We start from the raw sequence: 17,938 nt of genomic DNA, 5'->3' as shown, positions 1-17,938 counted from the left end.
GCCGCGCCCGGACACACAGGCCATCCTCGACACCGCCCTCGTGCGCGCGGACGCCGCCGCCCACGGCCGTTTCGAACAGGCCCTGCACGGCTCGCGGGTGAAGCCGGGCGCCCCGGACCACGAGGAGTGGACCGAGGACATCGACCGCGCCATCGTCTGCCTGAGCCACCAGAGATTCACGTTCGCCTCGGACCTGCTCAACCGGTGGCTCAGCCGCCACGCCCCCGGGGCCTCGACGACAGGGGCGCCTATCTCTACGGCCGGTCCCTCACCCTGCTCGGTGACCTCCAGCGTGATCAAGGCGCACTCCTCGGCCCGCTCTCGGCCCGCCACACCTACACCACGGCCCACAGCCTCTTCACCGAACTGGCCATCCCCCGCCGCGCCGCGCAGATCGAGCTGTCCCTCGCGGTGGTCACGGAGATGGCCGGACAGCTCGACACCTCGGTACGGCAGTACGAGCAACTCGCCGACGACGAACGCCTGAGCCGTCGCGACCGGGCCAGAGCCCGGTTATGGGTGGGTACCGCGCTCAGCAAGAAGGGCGACAACGCGTACGCCACACAGGTCATGCGGACGGCCGTCCGGGGCTTCGAGGATCTCGGCGAGCCCGAGGACTGGTCCGTCGCTCATCAGAAGCTGGCCCTCGCGCACCGCGGCGCCGGTGAGCTGACGCAGGCGCTCCACTGCATCGGCATCGCCCGCGCGACCGGTTCGGTCGACTCGCCCATGCAGCGCGTCCGGCTGGACACCGCGTACTCGCACATCCTTCTGTCCGACCCGGCCACCCGCGATGATGGGCTGACCGTCCTCGGCGGCGCGGCGCGCACGGCCTCGCATCACGGCCTGAGCCACCAACTGCGCAGCATCGAGGGAATCCGGCGGTCGTACGAGGACCCGCCGGTCCTCGTGCCGAGGTAAGTGGTCGAAGCGATGAACCAGGGAGCCCCCGTGCCGGACCGCGCAGAGCGCACGATCACCGATGAGCAGTGGAACGATGCCGTCCTGATCTGGCGCTACCATCAGATGGGCCACGAGGTACGCCCGTGCTCCGCGGCCATCGGCCTCGGCAGCCACGACCTCGGCGTCGCCACCGCCGCAGCGGACCTCTACCGGGCGGGCCTCTTCCCCGTGGTCGTGTTCAGCGGCGGCAACAGCCTGACCACCGCGGCCCGCTTCCCGCGCGGCGAAGCGGTCCACTACCGCGAGCACGCACTCGGCCTGGGCGTTCCCGACGAGGCGATCCTGCTGGAGACCGAAGCCGGGAACACCGGCCAGAACATCACGTTCTCCCGCGACGTGCTGCACGCGGCCGGTGCGGGGGTCACATCGTTGCTCCTGATCTCCAAGCCGTACATGGAACGCCGTTCCTACGCCACGTGCCGCCGGCTATGGCCCGAGGCCGAGGTCGTCTGCGCCTCCGAGCCCCTGGAGTTCGACGACTACCTCAAGTCCATCGGCGACGAGAAGCTCGTCGTGGACATGCTCGTCGGCGACCTGCAACGGGTCATCGAGTACCCAAAACTCGGCTTCTCCGTCGAACAAGACGTCCCGGAGGACGTCCACGACGCCTACGAACGCCTCCTGCGCTCCGGCTTCGACAGCCGTCTCATCAGCTCCTGACCCGGGGCCGCTCCGGGAACAGACGCGTGCGGCAGGCCCGCGATAGCATCCGCGAGCTGTTGGCGAACTGACCCGAGGGGGACGGCATGACCGTGATCGCGGTGACCGGGCACATGGACCTCGCCGAGGAGAGCGTGCCCGTGGTGCGGGAAGCGCTGGCGGCTCTGCTCGGTCCGTATACCGAGGAGGGGCTGACGGGGGTCTCCTGCATCGCGAAGGGGGCGGACGCGTTGTTCGCCGACGCGGTGCTCTCGCTCGGCGGGCGGCTCGTCGTCGTGGTGCCGTCCCAGGACTATCGGGAGGCGAAGGTGAAGCCCGGCCACGCGGCGGAGTTCGACCGCCTCCGCCAGGCCGCGGCCGAGGTCGTCGTGATGCCGTACGCCGAGGCGGACCGGGCGGCGTACGAGGCCGCGAACAGTGAACTGCTCCGCCGCGCCGACCGGCTCGTCGCCGTGTGGGACGGACAGCCGTCCAGCGGCCGGGGTGGTACCGCCGACACGGTGGCACAGGCCCGCGCGAGCGGGAAGCCGGTCACGGTCGTGTGGCCCGAGGGTACGGCCCGGAAGGGCTGAGGAGGCCGCACGATGTCAGCGGTGTCGGAGCCGCTTTGAGAACGGTCACGAGGACGCGGCGTCCGGGAGGCGGGGCGAGATGGCCAGGCGTGACTACGAGGACGATCCGGAGGCGCCCGAGGCGAACAGTCTGGTGCCGGCGGCTTCGGCGGTCGTCGTCGTCGACGCCGGGCGGGTGCTGTTGCAGCGGCGGACGGACAACGGGATGCGGGCCCTGCCCGGCGGGAAGAGGGAGCTGGGGGAGTCCATCGGTGACTGCGCGGTCCGGGAGACCTTCGAGGAGACCGGGGTGACGGTGGAGATCACCGGGATCGTGGGGACGTACACCTACCCCGGTCACGTCTTCGCCTACGACGACGGCGAGGTGCGGCAGGAGTTCTCGGTCTGTCTGCTCGCCCGGCCCACCGGCGGGCCGGGCGGGGTCCCGTGGTCCGCTGACGGACGGTTCTGCCGACGGGCGGCGGACCCGGGGCGGCGGACCCGGGTGACGGACCGGGGCCGGGCAACGGCCCCCGCCCGACCCCGGCCCATCCCGCGCGCGACAGTGCTGCTACGGGGCCCGTCCGGTATCTCAGAACTTCCGCAGCGGTGGTTCAGGAGTGGTTCGGGCGGCGTGCCTCACGCGGAGCTCGGCGAGCCGCATCTGATAGAGCGGGCCGGTGGCATAGGCAGCCTGGGCTTGTGACGGTGCCGATTTCTCGATCATGTGCTGCGCCGCAGCCTTGAGCGCTGCCGCCCACGGGAGGACGTGGTCCCGGTAGCTCCGCCCGCACTGCTGCATCTCGCCCGGAAGACACACCGGCAACTTGGGGCCCACCTTGCCCGCCGCGAACCGGATGTAGCCCGCGATGATCTCCCACTCCTCCTCGCTACGGTGCCCGGCGGGGTCCGGCCGACTCTCGCCGAGCCACGCCCCGTAGTGGTCGCCGTGGTGGTCCATGTGTCTCCTTCGGTGCGGAGTTACGCAGGTGCGCCGATCGTAGCCATCCCCGGCGCGGCGTCTGCCTCCTTCGGATCGCAGACCCCTGATGCGGGGGCGCACGGACTACAGCTCGGAAGGAACGTGGGCGGGTTGCACGACTCGGCCTTGTCCGGTCGTGCCGCTGCGATTTCCGCACGGATCTCGGCCGTACGGGTGCTGGTCCAGATCTCGGCCAGGGGGGTGTCCTTCACGTTCCCCAGGCTGAGGAACCGGCCGAGCACGCACGGCCACACGTCGCCTGTAGGGCCGATGGCGCACTTTCCGTGCGCGCAGTGTCCGCACAGGTCCGCGACGGTGGGCACGGCTCCCTGACCGGCCCGTCCGAAGGCGCGGGTCCGGTCTCCGTCGACCTGCCCCACGCCGAGCGCCGCGAGATCGTTCGCCGCTCCCTGGACGCGCTGGCCGGAGTTCACGGAGACGACCCCGCCCCGGATCGGCATGCCGAGGTCGATCGCTTTCCGGATATTGGCACGGGTCTTCCTGTGCGAACCCCGCAGCCGGGTCACCTGGTCGTGCTCCTGCGCGTCGTCGGAGTAGTACGACGTGGCGAGCGTGACGCCGTACTTCGTGAACGTGCCCCACAGCTCGTCCCGGATGTGGGTCATGTTCGAGAACACCTCGATGCCGAGACCCCGCCCGTGGGCGTGTTCGATCAGCTCGGGCAGGTGCGGGTACAAGGTCGGCTCACCGCCGATGAACTGCACGTTCTCGGTGCCCATGTCCGCGAGTTGGTCGAGGGTGCGCTTCCAGTCCCGCACGGCCATGGTGCCGTGCGTGCCCTTCGGGCCGCTGTCCGCGTAGCAGTGATCGCAGAACTCGTTGCAGAGCCCCGTGACCTCCAGCCATGCGAACGTGAGTAACGTTGATGCCGCCATGAGTGATCCCCTGTCTGTGTGTGGGTCCTCGGGTGTACGACCCGGCGGGGAAGTGCCTGCTTCCCCGCCGGACCTCTGTGCTGGAACCCGCCCTTGGGGCGCGGGCCGGCTCGACAGGAGCGGGAGGTCACGGGAGATCGGCGGCCTCGCGCTTGATCTCCTTCACCACCCGCTCCAGCAGGTAGGCACAGACGTACGGGCGTTCCGCCGTGGGCAGGGTGAGCCACTGGAGCGACCCGGTGGCGCCGGACAGGCCGGGCACTCCGACGTAGGTGGTCTCGCCCTCCCCCGGTGCGCAGAGCGTGACCCACTTCGGCCAGGTGAGGTTCCGTGCCGTCCGGGGAGGCACGAGAAAGTAGAACCAGCGCCCGCCGTACTCCGAGAGAACAGGCCCGGGAACGTAGGCGGTAAGGCGGCGCAGTATGTTCATGGCGTCCTCGCCGGCCCGGTCGGGCATCCGTACCGCGTCGAAGTCCATGCCCGCTTCGCGCAGTTCGATTCCGGTTTTCGGGACCCATGCGGGCAGCCACGGGGTGCGCCGCTTTCGGAGGTCTACGCCGGTCATCCGGTATCCCCGCCGAACGCCTCTTCCGGGCTCAGGTCGGTGAGAAGGGAAAACCGGCCCTCGTACCCTTCGCCGAACACCTGTTCCGCGTGGCGGTGTCCGGGTGAAAAGAGCACCGCGAGATGTGCCGCCAGGGCGTGCATGGTCGGATGGTCGGGGCACTGCCGACTCAGCAGTACGGCCCCGCCCGGCCCACGCCTGTACCCGTTCATCAGACCTCCCGAACTTCGTCGCCAGGGAGGTACACGGTCCTCTACAGTGGGTCGCTCTTCAACGTGGCAACCGCGAAGGAAGGACCATCCATCTCGTGGTAAATCGCAAGGAGTTGAACCCTGACCGCAGCCCCGGGGCCGCCTTTGGCGCGCGTTTGCGCAGTTTGCGAGAGGCGCGCGGCTGGACGCAAGAGGAGCTGGGCGGCCGGATGGGATATTCCGGGCAGCATATTTCGGCGGTCGAAACTGGTCGCAAACCTCCGACGAAGCACTTTTCGCAGGACGCTGACATTGCCTTCGGCCGCGTAGGAGGGGCAGACACGTTCGAGCGGGAGTGGAACGAACTCAGGAACGGCAGCTTGTTGGAGGGCTTTCCTGAGTACGTCGGCTACGAGAGCCGGGCAGTGGAGATCCGGCTGTACAACGTCGGAATCGTCCCTGGTTTGTTGCAGACGCCGCAATACGCGAGGGTGTTGGCGGACAGCGCTGTGCGGCGGGGCGCCATCACACCCGACCAGGCGGACGAGCGAGTGTCGTTCCTGGCGGAGCGGCAGGCGGCATTGGTGCGGCAGCAGCCACCCATGCTGTTCGTGGTGTTGGACGAAAGTTGCATTCGGCGGCCCGTGGGCGGTGCTGCCGTCATGGACGCACAACTGGCGCATCTGGTGGCGTTCGCCGAGCAGCCGAACACACTGCTCCAGGTGGCGCCGTACGACATAGGCGAACGCCGCTCGTTCGACCTGCCGGTGAACTTGCTGACGCTGCCGGATCGGTCTGTGATCTGCTACGCCGAGTCCCAGGCGCAAGGGAACCTTGAGCGGGACAGTCCATCGGTACTGCCCATATTGACGGCCTACCATCAGCTACAGGCCGAATCGCTCTCCCAAGCGGCATCCGTGGCCATGATCCGCCAGGCATGAAAGGGCACCCCGTGACGACCACGACCGAACCCCGCTGGTACAAGTCCTCCTACAGCAACAACGGCGGCGACTGCATCGAGGTAGCCGCCAACCTGATCGCCCCGCACGGCACCGTTCCCGTCCGTGACTCCAAGGACCCCCACGGCCCCGCGCTGGTCTTCCCCGCCGCCGCCTTCGCGTCGTTCACCGCGAGCGTCAAGGCGGGCACGCTCGGCGCCATCTGATGATGCCACCCCCGGGACCCCGCTACGCGCTGCCCGCCGTGGCGGGGTCTCTGCGTGCGGGTCCCGTGGTCCGCTGACGGGACGGGGCCGCCGGCCGGCGGCGGACCCGGGCCGGGGAGCGGCCCGCCGCCCCGGAGCCCCCGCCCCGCCGACCGCCCTGCCCCCCGACCGCCCCGCGCGGGAGCGGCAGGCGCGGCCGGAGTGGTGGGATCAGGACTTTTCCGGGGTCGTCAGGTCGATCAGGCGGCAGACCGTTTCGATGTCGATCTTGACCTGGGCGATCGAGGCGCGGCCCGAGAGCCAGGTGATCAGCGCCGAGTGCCAGGTGTGCTCGATGACCCGGACCGCCGAGAGCTGTTCCGCCGTCGGCGGGCCGTCCAGGCCCATCGCGTCCAGGATGATCGCCGTGGTCAGCCGGGAGACCGTGTCCACCTCGGGGCTCACGCTGCGGTCCGCGAAGGTCAGCGCGCGGACCATCGCGTCGGCCAGGTGCGGCTCCCGCTGGAGCGCGCGGAAGGCCCGCATCAGGGTCTCCGAGACCCGCGCCGCCGGGTCGTCGGCGGCCGGCGGGCGTTTGCGCAGCGTGGTGTGCATGTGCTGGAGCTGGTCCTGCATGGTGGCGACCAGCAGGTGCACCTTGGACGGGAAGTAGCGGTAGAGCGTGCCCAGCGCCACGCCGGAGGACTCGGCGACCTCCCGCATCTGGACGGCGTCGAAACCGCCCCGGCCCGCCAACTGGGCGCTGGAGTGCAGGATGCGGCGCCGGCGCGCCTCCTGGCGTTCCGTCAGGGAGGGGGACGCCGACGTGGCGAGGGCCTTCGCTTCCGCTGTCATCTGTCCCGTTCCCTGGCGTTGCGTGTCGCTGTGGCGGGCTGTCCCCAAGGTGGTCCGGGGTGGTCCGGGGTCAGCATGGCAGGCGTCGCGTCCGTGGCGCGAATCACCCGCCCCGCCTCTTACGGTGTGGTTTCCGGCCGGTAGATTCAAGGGTCGTCGACGGATCAAGTCTGAAACTTGTTCTACATTATGCGAGCGGTTACGCTCCGGCGGAAGTGCCGGGAGAAGGGGGCCGAGAGTGACCGCTGAGGCCATGGTGACGAGCCCTTTCGCGGGTTCCGCCACCGACGGCGACCGCCCGCTGCGCATCGCACTCCTCACCTATAAGGGGAACCCGTTCTGCGGCGGCCAGGGCGTCTACGTACGCCACCTCTCGCGGGAACTCGTCCGCCTCGGACACTCCGTCGAAGTCATCGGCGCGCAGCCCTATCCGGTGCTCGACACGGGCGCCTCGCTCACCGAACTCCCGAGCCTGGACCTCTACCGGCAGCCCGACCCCTTCCGCACCCCGCGCCGCGACGAGTACCGGGACTGGGTCGACGCCCTTGAGGTCGCCACCATGTGGACCGGTGGGTTCCCCGAGCCGCTGACCTTCTCGCTGCGGGCCCGGCGCCACCTGGCCGCGCGCGCGGGCGAGTTCGACGTCGTCCACGACAACCAGACCCTGGGCTACGGCCTGCTGGGCTCCCTCGGCGCGCCGCTGGTCACCACGATCCACCACCCGATCACCGTGGACCGGCAACTGGACCTCGACGCCGCCGGGAGCCGCGCGAAACGCGCCTCCGTGCGCCGCTGGTACGGCTTCACCCGCATGCAAGGGCGGGTGGCCCGGCGGCTGCCCTCCGTGCTGACCGTCTCCGGCTCCTCCAAGCGGGAGATCGTCGAGCACCTCGGCGTGCGCGACGAGCGCGTCCACGTCGTCCACATCGGCGCCGACACCGACCTGTGGTCCCCCGATCCGGCCGTCGCCGAGGTCCCCGGCCGGATCGTCACCACCTCCAGCGCCGACGTGCCGCTCAAGGGGCTCGTGCACCTCGTCGAGGCGCTCGCCAAGCTCCGCACCGAGCGGCCCGCGGCCCACCTCGTCGTCGTCGGCAACCGCGCCGAACGCGGGCCGGTCGCCCGCGCGATCGACACGTACGGACTCCAGGGCGCCGTCCGCTTCGTCAAGGGTGTCACCGACGCCGAACTCGTCGACCTCGTCCGCAGCGCCGAGGTCGCCTGTGTGCCCTCCCTCTACGAGGGCTTCTCGCTCCCGGCCGCCGAGGCCATGGCCACCGGCACCCCGCTCGTCGCCACCACCGGCGGCGCGATCCCCGAGGTCACCGGACCCGACGGGGAGACCTGCCTCGCCGTGGAGCCGGGCGACGCGGGCGCGCTGGCCGCCGCCCTGGAACGGCTGCTGGGCGACCCGGCGCTGCGCGCCCGCCTCGGCGCCGCCGGACGGCGACGGGTCCTGGCCCGCTTCACCTGGGCGCGGGCCGCCGAGGGCACCGCCGCGCACTACCGCGCCGCCGTGGCACGGGCCGCCCGTACCCGCAGTACGCGGTGACCTTCCGCACGCCCCGGCCGACCCGCCCGGCCTGTCCGAACCATCCGGCCTGCCCCACCCGTTCGACCCGCCCGACCCCGTTCCCCGCCCACCACCCCCGCGACCGCGAAGGCAGGACCCCGTGCTGACCGTCGATTTCTCCCGGTTCCCGCTCGCCGCAGGCGACCGCGTCCTCGACCTGGGCTGCGGCGCGGGCCGGCACGCCTTCGAGTGCTACCGGCGCGGCGCCCAGGTGGTCGCCGTCGACCGCAACGGCGAGGAGATCCGCGAGGTCGCCAAGTGGTTCGCCGCCATGAAGGAGGCCGGCGAGGCCCCGGCGGGCGCCACCGCCACCGCCATGGAGGGCGACGCGCTCGCCCTGCCCTTCCCCGACGAGTCCTTCGACGTCGTCATCATCTCCGAGGTGATGGAGCACATCCCCGACGACAAGGGCGTCCTCGCCGAGATGGTGCGCGTCCTCAAGCCCGGCGGACGCATCGCCGTCACCGTGCCGCGCTACGGCCCCGAGAAGATCTGCTGGGCGCTGAGCGACGCCTACCACGAGGTCGAGGGCGGCCACATCCGCATCTACAAGGCCGACGAGCTGCTCTCCAAGATGGAGGCGGCGGGCCTCAAGCCGTACGGGACGCACCACGCGCACGGGCTGCACTCCCCGTACTGGTGGCTCAAGTGCGCCTTCGGCGTCGACAACGACAAGGTGCTGCCCGTCAAGGCGTACCACAAGCTCCTGGTCTGGGACATCATGAAGAAGCCGCTGGCCACCCGCCTCGCGGAGCAGGCGCTCAACCCGGTCATCGGCAAGAGCTTCGTGGCGTACGCGACCAAGCCGCACCTCCCCGCCGGCGCCCTCCGGTGAGCTCGCCCGGACGCACGGAACACCTGGTGCTCGACGGGGTGCTGACCGCCGGACAGGCCGCCGAGACGGTCGCGGGCATCCGCGCCGCCCAGCGGGCGGACGGGGCCATCCCCTGGTTCCGCGGCCACCACCTCGACCCGTGGGACCACACCGAGGCCGCGATGGCCCTGGACGCGGCCGGCGAGCACGAGGCCGCGGCCCGCGCCTACGCCTGGCTCGCCGCCCACCAGAACCCGGACGGCTCCTGGTACGCGGCCTACGCCGACCGGCCCGGCGGGGTCGACACCGGCGCGCCGCAGGACGCGGGCCGGGAGACCAACTTCGTCGCGTACGTGGCCGTCGGCGTCTGGCACCACTACCTGTCCACCCGCGACGAGACCTTCCTCGACCGGATGTGGCCCGTCGTCTTCGCCGCCGTCGAGTTCGTGCTCACGCTCCAGCAGCCGGGCGGCGAGATCGGCTGGAAGCGGGAGGAGGACGGCACCGACGTCACCGACGCCCTGCTGACCGGCTCCTCCTCCGTCCACCACGCCCTGCGGTGCGCGCTGGCCGTCGCCGCGCACCGCGAGGACCCGCAGCCCGACTGGGAACTGGCGGCGGGCGCGCTCGGGCACGCCATCCGCCGCCACCCCGAACGCTTCCTCGACAAGAACCGCTACTCGATGGACTGGTACTACCCCGTCCTGGGCGGCGCGGTCACCGGAGCGCAGGCCGCGGCCCGCATCGCCGAACGCTGGGACGAGTTCGTCGTCCCCGGGCTCGGCGTGCGCTGCGTGCTGCCGAACCCGTGGGTGACCGGCGGCGAGTCCTGCGAGCTGGCGCTCGCGCTGTGGGCGATGGGGGAGGCCGGCCGGGCGCGGGAGATCCTGCGGTCCGTGGCCCACCTGCGGGCGGAGAACGGCATGTACTGGACGGGGTACGTCTTCGAGGACGAGGCCGTCTGGCCGGTGGAACAGACGACGTGGACGGCGGGTTCCCTGCTGCTGGCCGTCGCGGCCCTCGGCGGGGACGAGGCCACCACCGAGGTCTTCGGCGGGCACGCCCTCCCGTCGGGCCTGGCCCCCGGCTGCTGCGGCTGAGACCCCGCCCGGCCCCCGTCGCCTGTCGTGGGCCGTCCGTCGTGCGGCGCCCGTCGTACGCCGTCCGGGGTACCCGAACGGGTCCCCCGGGTGGCGGAGCCGGACGCCCCGGGTGAGGCTGCGGGGGTACCGGAGTACCTCAGTCCCCGGAGGCAGCCGTGAGCGTCCCCCGCCGTACCGTCCGTTTCCGCCGCGCCCTCGCCGTGGCGCTGCTGTCCACCGCGCTGCTCGCGGGAACCACCGCGTGCGGCGGCGACAAGGGCAAGGACACCGCCACGACCGCGAGCCAGGCCGCCGACCAGGCGGCCGGGACCGCCTCGCCCACCAGCTCGGCGGAGGCGCAGAAGTTCGCCAAGACGCGGTTCGTCACCAACGCCGGGCTCGCGGCCGGGGCGACCTACCAGTGGATCGTCAAGCCGTACCGCGAGGGCAAGTTCAAGCAGGGCGCGGACGGGCGCAAGTTCGCGCTGGTCAAGGCGGGGCTCGCGGGCGCCTTCACGTACAACCGGCTGAAGGCCGCGGTGAACAACGCCAAGGGCGACGAACTGCTGTCGAAGGCGGTGGCCCCGCTGACGGCGGGCATCGACTCGCTGAAGGAGCTTGGGACGAAGCTGCGCAAGGGCGAGGCGAGCGACGCCGACGTGGGCGCCTTCGAGAAGGTCATCGGCAATGTGAAGGACGCGGGCAAGAGCGCGGGCGCGGTGGTCACGGACCAGGTGCCGTCCGCCACCCAGCTCAGCGGCGGCTGACCCCCGGGACCGGGCGGGCCGGGCGGACCTGCGGGGTCCGTCCGCCCGGCCCGTTTCCCCAGAGGCCCGTTTCCCCAGAGGCCTGTTTCAATGGGGCGTGTGATCGAGTTCGTCGTCCTCGCCCTCGTGGCGGCCGGGGCCGGCTGGCTGGCGCGCCGCAAGCACCGCGAGCGCACCGCCGCCGGGCCCGCCCCCGGCATCCCCTGCATGGCCCGCCGCCGGGCCGGTACCGGCCGCTGGCAGGCGGGCCGGGTCGACACGGACGGCGGCGGCGCCCGCTGGTCCCCCCGGCGCGGCGAACCCGTCCCGCTGGACGGCGCCCGCGCCACCGGGGTCCGGGTCCCCTCCGTGAAGGAGGCGATCTCCATCAACCACGGCTCCCGGATCGTCACCTGCCTCCTCCCGGACGGCACCCGCACCGAGATCGCCGTCATGCCCCTGGACCTGCGCGAACTCCTGACGGTGGTCCCGGAGGCGGACGGCGGGGAGACGACGTGACGGTGTGACTGCGCCGAGGGTGCCTGACGCGCGGGATTCAGTGGTGGTCGCGCACCAGGGCGACGAGCGCGGCCCATGCCGGGGCGCCGAAGCGGAGCACGGGGCCGTCGGGTGCCTTGCGGACGGGGACCGTGCCGGTGGCGGTGCTCATGCCAGGCTCCGCATCTGCTCGCGTATGAGGCCGGCGCTGTCCCGTACGGACAGGGATTCCCCGACCAGGTCCATGAAGGCTGTGGCTGCGTCCCTTACGAAGACCGGATCGGCAACGACCGTAGCCGTGCGGTAGGTCTCGGCGTAGGTGACCTGACTGCGATCTGCCGTGGTCAGGATGGTGACCGGGGCATCCATGAGCAGGTTCGGCCGCGTGGTGAGCGGGAGGACACGGACGGTCGTCGTCGGCCGTTCCGCATGGTCCAGGAGCGCGGCGAGCTGAGCGTGCATCACGGGGCGCGGTGCCACCTCACGGCGCACTGCGGACTCGCACAGCACCAGGAGGACGTCCGGAGAGGTGGGCCCGGTGAAGATGTCCTGCCGGGCCACCCGGGCACGGGTGAGCCCCGTCACTTCCGCGTCGGTGGCCCTCGGCCGTCCCACCCGGAGCAGGGAGTGGGCGTAGTCGTACGTCTGGAACAGGCCGGGGATGAGCGTGGGTGACCACTCCCAGATCGCTCGCGCCGTTCGCTCCTCCTCGACGCGTTTCCGGTAAGTCATCGGCAAGCTGTTGGCGATGATCCGCTCGTGCAGCCGCCGGAATTTTCCGTCCGTCTCGAATATTTGGTCGAGCAGCCGTGGGATCTCCGGAGGGATCGGCCCTTCGCCCCGTTCGAGCCTGCTGACGGCGCTCTTCGAGATCCGGAGTTTCGACGCGAGTGCTACAGCGGCCGGCGCCTGCCCGGACCGGCCCGGCCGCCCGGCGGGGCCGGGCTCGCCGAGGGCGGGCGGGGGCTGCTGATCGTCGCGGGACTCGCGGACGCGTGGGGGGTGCTGGAGCGGCGTCCGGGCAAGGTGGTGTGGGCGGAGTTCGGCCGGCGAGATCCGGAAGAGACGGACTGCGGCTAGTGCTGTGACCGGGATGGTCCACCGTGATCGGAAGGCGGCTCGTGGGACGAGCGCCCGCGCAACGGCTGGTATTACTGGGGCATGCAGGAAGAGACGGCACGCTCCGCGATCGACACGTTCATCTCCGCGTTCAACGCCTCGGACGACAGCTATGTGACTGCCCTGCTCTCCCAGGCCCTGACCTCAGACGTGGTCTTCTGGGGGCCGTTGGGTCGCAGCGAAGGAATCGTGGCGGTCGAGCGGTTCGTGCTGGACATCCGGCGCCACCCGGCGGGGACAGGCACGATGGTGCGCTGCTCAGCGGTGGACATGCCTGACGAGTGGGCCCGGTACCAGTGGGTCTTCACCACGCCGGATGGAGGCCCCCGCCTGGCGGGAACGGACGTCGTCCATTTGCGGCGGAGTCTCATCGACCAGGTCATCGTCTTTGCGGGGGAGATCGAGCCGTCCGCCTCCTGAGTCGTCCTTCTGTCGCTGTCCTTCTCGTGAACTTGTCCCTTTCGGCACTCCGGGGCTGCGGTTCGCGGTCGGTCAGGCTGCGGCGTTGAGGGGGCGTCCGCCCCGGCGGATGCCCTTCTCGGCTTCAGCGCGGCCAGGGTGTTGGCGGTGCCCTTGCGGTGGCGGTTGACGCCCCACGGGTGGTCGTCGCCCACGGAGCAGCAGCCGTGGAAGCAGGTGACGCCGTGGGTGCGGCGGTAGGTCGCCGGCAGCCGTTCTGGCTTGCCCTGCTTCGCCCAGCAGGAGTCTGCGGTGGGACGGATACCCAACGGCCCGGACTCGTCGAAGGCGAGGACCCGGTCCGGGAAGCGGTCCAGAACCTGCTCGATCCGGTCGAGCGCGGCGTCGCGATGAGGGTCGGGTGGTTCCTTCCATGTCTTGGTGCGCTGGAAGGTGATGCCGCGGCGCCGGAGCAGGCACCGTAAGGCTTCACGGCCGATGCGGATGACACGTCCGGGCACTTCCCGCAGGCAGGCGGCGAGTTTGCGGATCGACCAGCGGGTGAAGGGCTGGCCGAGCCTGGTGGGGCGGGTGGTGGCCGTCCGGATGACGAAGTCCTCGTCGTCAGGGGTGAGCAGGCGGGGACGGCCTCCCGCCCACTAGTCGAATGGACGTCACCGCACATCCAACCGTCACGACCACCAACCCGGCGAACCTACGCGGTCACAGCACTAGCCGTTGAGTTCCGCCAGGACCCGCAGGGTGTGGGGGTCCGGGGCGGTCAGGAGGAGGTCGGTGACCGGGCCCGCGCGCCACAGGGCCAGGCGTTCGGCGATCCGCTCGCGGGGGCCGACCAGGGAGATCTCGTCGGCGAACGCGTCCGGGACGGCGAGCACCGCCTCCCGCCCGCGTCCGGCGAGGAAGAGCCGCTGGACGTGGCGGGCCTCGTCCTCGTAGCCCATGCGGGCCATCAGGTCGGCGTGGAAGTTGCGGGCCGCGTGACCCATGCCGCCGATGTAGAAGCCGAGCATGGCCTTGACGGGCAGCAGGCCCTCGGCCACGTCGTCGCAGACCTTCGCCCGCGCCAGCGGCGCGATCACGAACCCCTCGGGGAGCGCCGACAGCGCGTCGCGGTGGAGGTCGGTGCGGGTCGGTGACCAGTAGAGGGGTATCCAGCCGTCCGCGATCCGTGTGGTCTGGGCGACGTTGCGGGGCCCCTCGGCGCCCAGCAGTACCGGGAGGTCCGCGCGGAGCGGATGGGTGACGGACTTCAGCGCCCGGCCGGTCCCGGTGGAGTCCGGGCCCCGGTAGGGGTGGCTGTGGAAGCGGCCGTCCAGGGTGACGGGCCCCTCGCGGCGCAGTACCTGGCGGACGAGGTCCACGTACTCGCGGGTCGCGGTGAGCGGGCTCGCGGGGAAGGGGCGGCCGTACCAGCCCTCGACCACCTGCGGGCCGGAGAGCCCCAGGCCCAGCATCATCCGGCCGCCCGAGAGGTGGTCCAGGGTGAGGGCGTGCATGGCGGTGGCGGTGGGGGTGCGGGCGGCCATCTGCGCGACGGCGGTCCCGAGGCGGATGCGCGAGGTGTGCGCGGCGATCCAGGTGAGCGGGGTGAAGGCGTCCGATCCCCAGGACTCGGCGGTCCACACGGAGTCGTAGCCGAGCGCCTCGGCCTCGGTCACCAGCCCGAGCTGCGCCGGATCGGGGCCGCGACCCCAGTAGCCGAGTGCGAGTCCCAGGCGCATGGACGTCCCTCCGCGGTGCCGGTGTCCCAAAGTTTCCTGACGATGCGTCAGGGGACTCTAGGGCACCGGAACGGCACCGGGAAGCCCGACGGCCCCCCGCCCGGTGAAGGGCGGGGGGCCGCGGCGGGGTGGGCCCGGGACCGGGTTCACCCCCGCTGGATGCCCGAGGTGTCGTTGAGGACGCCGCGGCGTCCGTCCTGGGTCTGGGCGATCAGGGCGGCCGGGCCGCGCTGGTCCACGGCGAGGTACCAGGTGCCCGGGGTGAGTTCGGCGACCGGGGTCGGGGAGCCGTCCTCGGCGAAGAGCGGACGGGCCACCGGGACGGCGAACCAGAACGGGGCGAACTCGGCCGGGGCCGGTGCCTGCGCGGCCGGGGAGCCGCCGTACGGGGGCGCCGGCTGCGGGGTGGAACCGTAGGGCTGGGTCTGCCCGCCGGGGTAGCCGTAGCCCGCGCCGGGCTGCTGCCCGTCGCCGTGGGGCGGGGCGACGGGCCTGGGCGCGGGGACCAGCGGGCCCGCGAGCGCGGGGACTCTCGCCCCGGCGAGGGCGACGCCGGCCAGGACCAGGGTGGCGAGGAAGGCGATGACGCTGCCGGCGCCCAGGTCGGCTCCGCTCGGGCTGGTGATCAGCGACCAGAGCGAGGCCCAGGCGGCGGCGACGGCGAGGACGGTGCCCCACGCCGTCAGCGGCAGACCGGCGAGGGCCCGGCCCTCCGGCAGGAAGCGGGCGGCGACGAGCAGTCCGGCGGCGACGAGGCCGAGGAGGAAGACGGTGGGGAGCGCCAGACGGTAGACGTCGGTGTCCCACACGCTCGGCAGGTCGACGCCGGGGGCGGAGTAGAAATCGAGGAACGAGGCGATGAGCAGCAGCGCCGCTGCCCCGATCACCACGCCGTCGCCTCTGGTGAGGGAGCGGATGTTCACGTCTCAGGTGTCCTTCTCGGTCTCGGTCGTCTCGTGGCGCCGCCGTCGCGGACCGTGCCGGGAGCGGCGGGCGCCACCATCGTACGGAGATCCCCGGCGGCGGGGCGATTCCGGGCGCGGAACCGTCCGGGCGTGAAGCCGGCCGGCCGGGGCCCGGCCCGGCCCGGCCGGCCGGGGTCCGCCCGTGGCCTACCCGCCGAGGAAGCCGACGATGCCGTCCGCGATGCCCTGGGCCGCCTTCTGCCGCCACCGCGCGTCGGCCAGCAGTGCCGCGTCCTTGGTGTCGCGCATGTTGCCGCACTCGACGAACACCTTGGGGCGCAGCGAGAGGTTCAGCCCGCCCAGGTCGTCGCGGACCACCAGGCCGGTGCCGCCGCCGAGGTAGTTGGCGGGGGTGGAGCCGGTGGTCCGGGCGAAGTTCCCGGCGATCGCCTCGCCCAGCAGCCGGGACGGCCCGACGATTCCCGCGGTGTCGGCGGCCCCGCCCTTGACCGCGGCGGGGAGGATGACGTGGAAGCCGCGGCTGCCTTCCGAGGCGCCGTCCGCGTGGACGGAGACGACGGCGTCGGCCCCGGCCTCGTTGCCGATCCGGGCGCGTTCGTCGATGCAGGGGCCCCAGGGGCGGCCCGCCTCGTGGGTGAGGACCACCGTGACCCCCCGGGCCTCCAGGGCGGTCCGCAGCCGCCGGGAGACGTCGAGGGTGAACTCGGCCTCCTGGTAGCCGGTGCCGGTGGTGGTGCCGGTGGTGTCGCACTCCTTGTGCGTGGTGCCGATGTCGACCTTCCGGCCGATCTCGGCGGTGTGCCGGAAGTTGCCCGGGTTGTGGCCGGGGTCGATGACGACGGTCCGGCCGGTGAGCGGGGCCCCGGCGGTCCCGGCCGGCCCGGCCGCGGGGTTCGCTTTGGCGTCCGCCGCCCGGCCCGGCGCGTGGGCCGGGTGCGGCGCGGGCGGGGCGGACTGCGGCATCCGCCGCGGCCCGGCCCCGGTCGCCACCTCGGTCAGTACCCAGCCCGCGAGGCAGAGCGGGGCCAGGGTCGCGGCGGCGACGGCGAGGGTGGAGCGGCGGGCGTACCACGGCCGGCCCGTACCGGCCGGAGGGGCGGGACCGGGGGGCGGGGGAGTGTCGTCGTAGCGCACACCGCGATGCTAGACCGGCGCCCCGGCGGGTCCCCGGACCCTGGGCCGTCCGGGGGCGCGGTGCGGCCGGGTGCGGGGGGCCGCGTGCCGGGGCTGGACGCCGGGGCTAGTGCTGTGACCGGAAAGGTTTGCCGGTAGGCCCGCGGCGTCCGGTGCGACTGCGTTCGCTGCGCTCACTTCGTCTCGGCTCTTGCCTTGATCCTTCGGATGCCGAGCGCATCGCAAGGCGGAGGGGCGCCCGTAGTACTGGACGTACTTGGGCGACCCGACAACATCGCGAGGTGCCGTGCCGGGCGTCGCGGGCCGGTGAACCTTTCCGGTCACAGCACTAGATGCCGGGGCCGGTCCGGCGCAGGACGCGCAGGGAGTCGGTCACCGAGACCTCCTCGAAGGCGCCGGAGGCGAGGGCGCGCAGGTAGATCCGGTACGGGGCCTGGCCGCCGTCGGCCGGGTCGGGGAAGACGTCGTGGATCACGAGCCGCCCGCCCTCGGCGAGGTGCGGGGCCCAGCCCTCGTAGTCCCCGGTGGCGTGTTCGTCGGTGTGGCCGCCGTCGATGAAGACGAGGCCGAGCGGGCCGCCCCAGACGGCGGCGACCTGCGGGGAGCGGCCCACGACGGCGACGACGTGCTCCTCCAGCCCGGCCCGGTACAGGGTGCGGCGGAAGGTGGGCAGGGTGTCCATCAGGCCGTTCTCCGGGTCCACGACGGAGGGGTCGTGGTACTCCCAGCCCGGCTGCTGCTCCTCGCTGCCCCGGTGGTGGTCGACGGTGACGGCGACGACCCCGGCCTCGCGGGCGGCGTCGGCGAGCAGCACGGTGGAGCGCCCGCAGTACGTCCCGACCTCCAGCAGCGGCAGCCCGAGCGCCGCCGCCTCGCCCGCGGCCGCGTACAGGGCGAGCCCCTCCCGTACGGGCATGAACCCCTTGGCGGCCTCGAAGGCGGCCAGGGTCTCCGGCTTGGGGGTGGCGGCCATGGTGCCTCCGGCGGTGAGGGGTCGGGCGGGGTCGTGGCGGCCCATGCTGCCCTACCGCCCGGTAGGGCGGCGCGGCCGGGGTCGGGGCGCCGGTCCGGCGGATCGGTCCGGCGGATCGGCCCGGC

The 17,938-nt window shown here is 72.3% G+C and carries 22 protein-coding genes and 2 pseudogenes; 13 read left to right on the top strand and 11 right to left on the bottom strand.

Annotated features, from left to right (window positions below; genetic code table 11):
- The first annotated feature begins 204 nt into the window (after positions 1-204).
- The 4 genes and pseudogenes from ACIA5F_RS08725 to ACIA5F_RS08710 all read left to right on the top strand — a co-directional run.
- Positions 205-921 (top strand): hypothetical protein, encoded by a 717-nt coding sequence (locus tag ACIA5F_RS08725; protein ID WP_399350626.1) that lies wholly within the window; start codon positions 205-207, stop codon positions 919-921.
- Between the two features lie 12 nt (positions 922-933).
- Positions 934-1,623 carry a YdcF family protein gene (locus ACIA5F_RS08720; protein WP_399350624.1) on the top strand — a complete coding sequence of 230 codons (690 nt, stop codon included), beginning with the start codon at positions 934-936 and terminating at the stop codon, positions 1,621-1,623.
- 86 nt (positions 1,624-1,709) lie between these two features.
- Positions 1,710-2,195 (top strand): hypothetical protein, encoded by a 486-nt coding sequence (locus ACIA5F_RS08715; protein WP_399350622.1) that lies wholly within the window; start codon positions 1,710-1,712, stop codon positions 2,193-2,195.
- Between the two features lie 79 nt (positions 2,196-2,274).
- A pseudogene (locus tag ACIA5F_RS08710) lies at positions 2,275-2,607 on the top strand (NUDIX hydrolase); the annotation flags it as partial.
- 548 nt (positions 2,608-3,155) lie between these two features.
- On the opposite strand, the gene ACIA5F_RS08705 reads toward ACIA5F_RS08710, so the two are convergent.
- The 3 genes from ACIA5F_RS08705 to ACIA5F_RS08695 form a co-directional block, all read right to left on the bottom strand.
- Positions 3,156-4,052: a radical SAM protein gene (locus ACIA5F_RS08705; protein ID WP_399350620.1), complete on the bottom strand. Its 897-nt coding sequence runs from the start codon at positions 4,050-4,052 to the stop codon at positions 3,156-3,158.
- A 127-nt stretch (positions 4,053-4,179) separates the two neighbouring features.
- Positions 4,180-4,617 (bottom strand): hypothetical protein, encoded by a 438-nt coding sequence (locus tag ACIA5F_RS08700; protein WP_399350618.1) that lies wholly within the window; start codon positions 4,615-4,617, stop codon positions 4,180-4,182.
- The gene (locus ACIA5F_RS08695) at positions 4,614-4,760 is read right to left on the bottom strand and encodes a hypothetical protein (protein ID WP_399350616.1); all 147 of its coding nucleotides are present in this window, start codon (positions 4,758-4,760) and stop codon (positions 4,614-4,616) included. Before ACIA5F_RS08695 ends, ACIA5F_RS08700 begins: the two co-directional genes overlap by 4 nt.
- Before the next feature lie 164 nt (positions 4,761-4,924).
- On the opposite strand from ACIA5F_RS08695, the gene ACIA5F_RS08690 reads away from it, so the two are divergent.
- Complete coding sequence (locus ACIA5F_RS08690; RefSeq protein ID WP_399350614.1) at positions 4,925-5,749, top strand: helix-turn-helix domain-containing protein; 825 nt, start codon at positions 4,925-4,927, stop codon at positions 5,747-5,749.
- An 11-nt stretch (positions 5,750-5,760) separates the two neighbouring features.
- Complete coding sequence (locus ACIA5F_RS08685; RefSeq protein ID WP_399350612.1) at positions 5,761-5,973, top strand: DUF397 domain-containing protein; 213 nt, start codon at positions 5,761-5,763, stop codon at positions 5,971-5,973.
- A 210-nt stretch (positions 5,974-6,183) separates the two neighbouring features.
- On the opposite strand, the gene ACIA5F_RS08680 is transcribed toward ACIA5F_RS08685, so the two are convergent.
- Positions 6,184-6,807 carry a TetR family transcriptional regulator gene (locus ACIA5F_RS08680; protein WP_399350610.1) on the bottom strand — a complete coding sequence of 208 codons (624 nt, stop codon included), beginning with the start codon at positions 6,805-6,807 and terminating at the stop codon, positions 6,184-6,186.
- A gap of 238 nt (positions 6,808-7,045) precedes the next feature.
- On the opposite strand from ACIA5F_RS08680, the gene ACIA5F_RS08675 reads away from it, so the two are divergent.
- The 5 genes from ACIA5F_RS08675 (at position 7,046) to ACIA5F_RS08655 (ending at position 11,541) form a co-directional block, all read left to right on the top strand.
- The gene (locus ACIA5F_RS08675; RefSeq protein WP_399350608.1) at positions 7,046-8,359 is read left to right on the top strand and encodes a glycosyltransferase family 4 protein; all 1,314 of its coding nucleotides are present in this window, start codon (positions 7,046-7,048) and stop codon (positions 8,357-8,359) included.
- Positions 8,360-8,480: 121 nt separating this feature from the next.
- Positions 8,481-9,215 (top strand): methyltransferase domain-containing protein, encoded by a 735-nt coding sequence (locus tag ACIA5F_RS08670; protein WP_399350606.1) that lies wholly within the window; start codon positions 8,481-8,483, stop codon positions 9,213-9,215.
- Complete coding sequence (locus ACIA5F_RS08665; protein ID WP_399350604.1) at positions 9,212-10,294, top strand: prenyltransferase; 1,083 nt, start codon at positions 9,212-9,214, stop codon at positions 10,292-10,294. Before ACIA5F_RS08670 ends, ACIA5F_RS08665 begins: the two co-directional genes overlap by 4 nt.
- 158 nt (positions 10,295-10,452) lie before the next feature.
- Positions 10,453-11,043 (top strand): hypothetical protein, encoded by a 591-nt coding sequence (locus ACIA5F_RS08660; RefSeq protein ID WP_399350602.1) that lies wholly within the window; start codon positions 10,453-10,455, stop codon positions 11,041-11,043.
- 99 nt (positions 11,044-11,142) lie between these two features.
- Entirely contained in the window at positions 11,143-11,541 is a 399-nt protein-coding gene (locus ACIA5F_RS08655) for a hypothetical protein (RefSeq protein ID WP_399350600.1), read from the top strand.
- 37 nt (positions 11,542-11,578) lie between these two features.
- Here the strand turns inward: ACIA5F_RS08655 and ACIA5F_RS08650 are convergent, their stop codons facing one another.
- Together ACIA5F_RS08650 and ACIA5F_RS08645 are read right to left on the bottom strand one after the other, a co-directional pair.
- Positions 11,579-11,692: a DUF397 domain-containing protein gene (locus ACIA5F_RS08650; RefSeq protein WP_399350599.1), complete on the bottom strand. Its 114-nt coding sequence runs from the start codon at positions 11,690-11,692 to the stop codon at positions 11,579-11,581.
- Positions 11,689-12,252, bottom strand: coding sequence for a DUF5753 domain-containing protein (locus tag ACIA5F_RS08645; RefSeq protein WP_399350597.1), 564 nt, complete (start codon positions 12,250-12,252; stop codon positions 11,689-11,691). The genes ACIA5F_RS08650 and ACIA5F_RS08645 overlap by 4 nt, the downstream gene beginning before the upstream one ends.
- Positions 12,253-12,279: 27 nt before the next feature.
- Between ACIA5F_RS08645 and ACIA5F_RS08640 the strand changes: the two genes are divergently transcribed.
- Both ACIA5F_RS08640 and ACIA5F_RS08635 read left to right on the top strand, forming a co-directional pair.
- Positions 12,280-12,600, top strand: a complete 321-nt coding sequence (locus tag ACIA5F_RS08640; RefSeq protein WP_399350595.1) for an ATP-binding protein — start codon at positions 12,280-12,282, stop codon at positions 12,598-12,600.
- A gap of 81 nt (positions 12,601-12,681) precedes the next feature.
- Positions 12,682-13,059, top strand: a complete 378-nt coding sequence (locus ACIA5F_RS08635; RefSeq protein WP_384952492.1) for a nuclear transport factor 2 family protein — start codon at positions 12,682-12,684, stop codon at positions 13,057-13,059.
- A gap of 89 nt (positions 13,060-13,148) precedes the next feature.
- Here the strand turns inward: ACIA5F_RS08635 and ACIA5F_RS08630 are convergent.
- The 5 genes and pseudogenes from ACIA5F_RS08630 to ACIA5F_RS08610 form a co-directional block, all read right to left on the bottom strand.
- Positions 13,149-13,697: pseudogene (locus tag ACIA5F_RS08630) on the bottom strand (IS630 family transposase); the annotation flags it as partial.
- A 72-nt stretch (positions 13,698-13,769) separates the two neighbouring features.
- On the bottom strand, positions 13,770-14,780 hold the full coding sequence (locus ACIA5F_RS08625) for an LLM class F420-dependent oxidoreductase (protein ID WP_399350593.1): 1,011 nt from the start codon (positions 14,778-14,780) through the stop codon (positions 13,770-13,772).
- Positions 14,781-14,926: 146 nt separating this feature from the next.
- On the bottom strand, positions 14,927-15,703 hold the full coding sequence (locus ACIA5F_RS08620; RefSeq protein ID WP_399350591.1) for a hypothetical protein: 777 nt from the start codon (positions 15,701-15,703) through the stop codon (positions 14,927-14,929).
- Positions 15,704-15,892: 189 nt separating this feature from the next.
- Positions 15,893-16,840: an N-acetylmuramoyl-L-alanine amidase gene (locus tag ACIA5F_RS08615; RefSeq protein ID WP_399350589.1), complete on the bottom strand. Its 948-nt coding sequence runs from the start codon at positions 16,838-16,840 to the stop codon at positions 15,893-15,895.
- A gap of 328 nt (positions 16,841-17,168) precedes the next feature.
- Complete coding sequence (locus tag ACIA5F_RS08610) at positions 17,169-17,813, bottom strand: class I SAM-dependent methyltransferase (protein ID WP_399350587.1); 645 nt, start codon at positions 17,811-17,813, stop codon at positions 17,169-17,171.
- Positions 17,814-17,938: the final 125 nt, after the last annotated feature.

The organism is Streptomyces sp. NPDC051567, assembly GCF_044454165.1.
Classification (GTDB): Bacteria; Actinomycetota; Actinomycetes; order Streptomycetales; family Streptomycetaceae; genus Streptomyces.
Note: the sequence above shows the minus strand (reverse complement) of the source record. Positions and strands in the feature narration are given on the sequence as shown.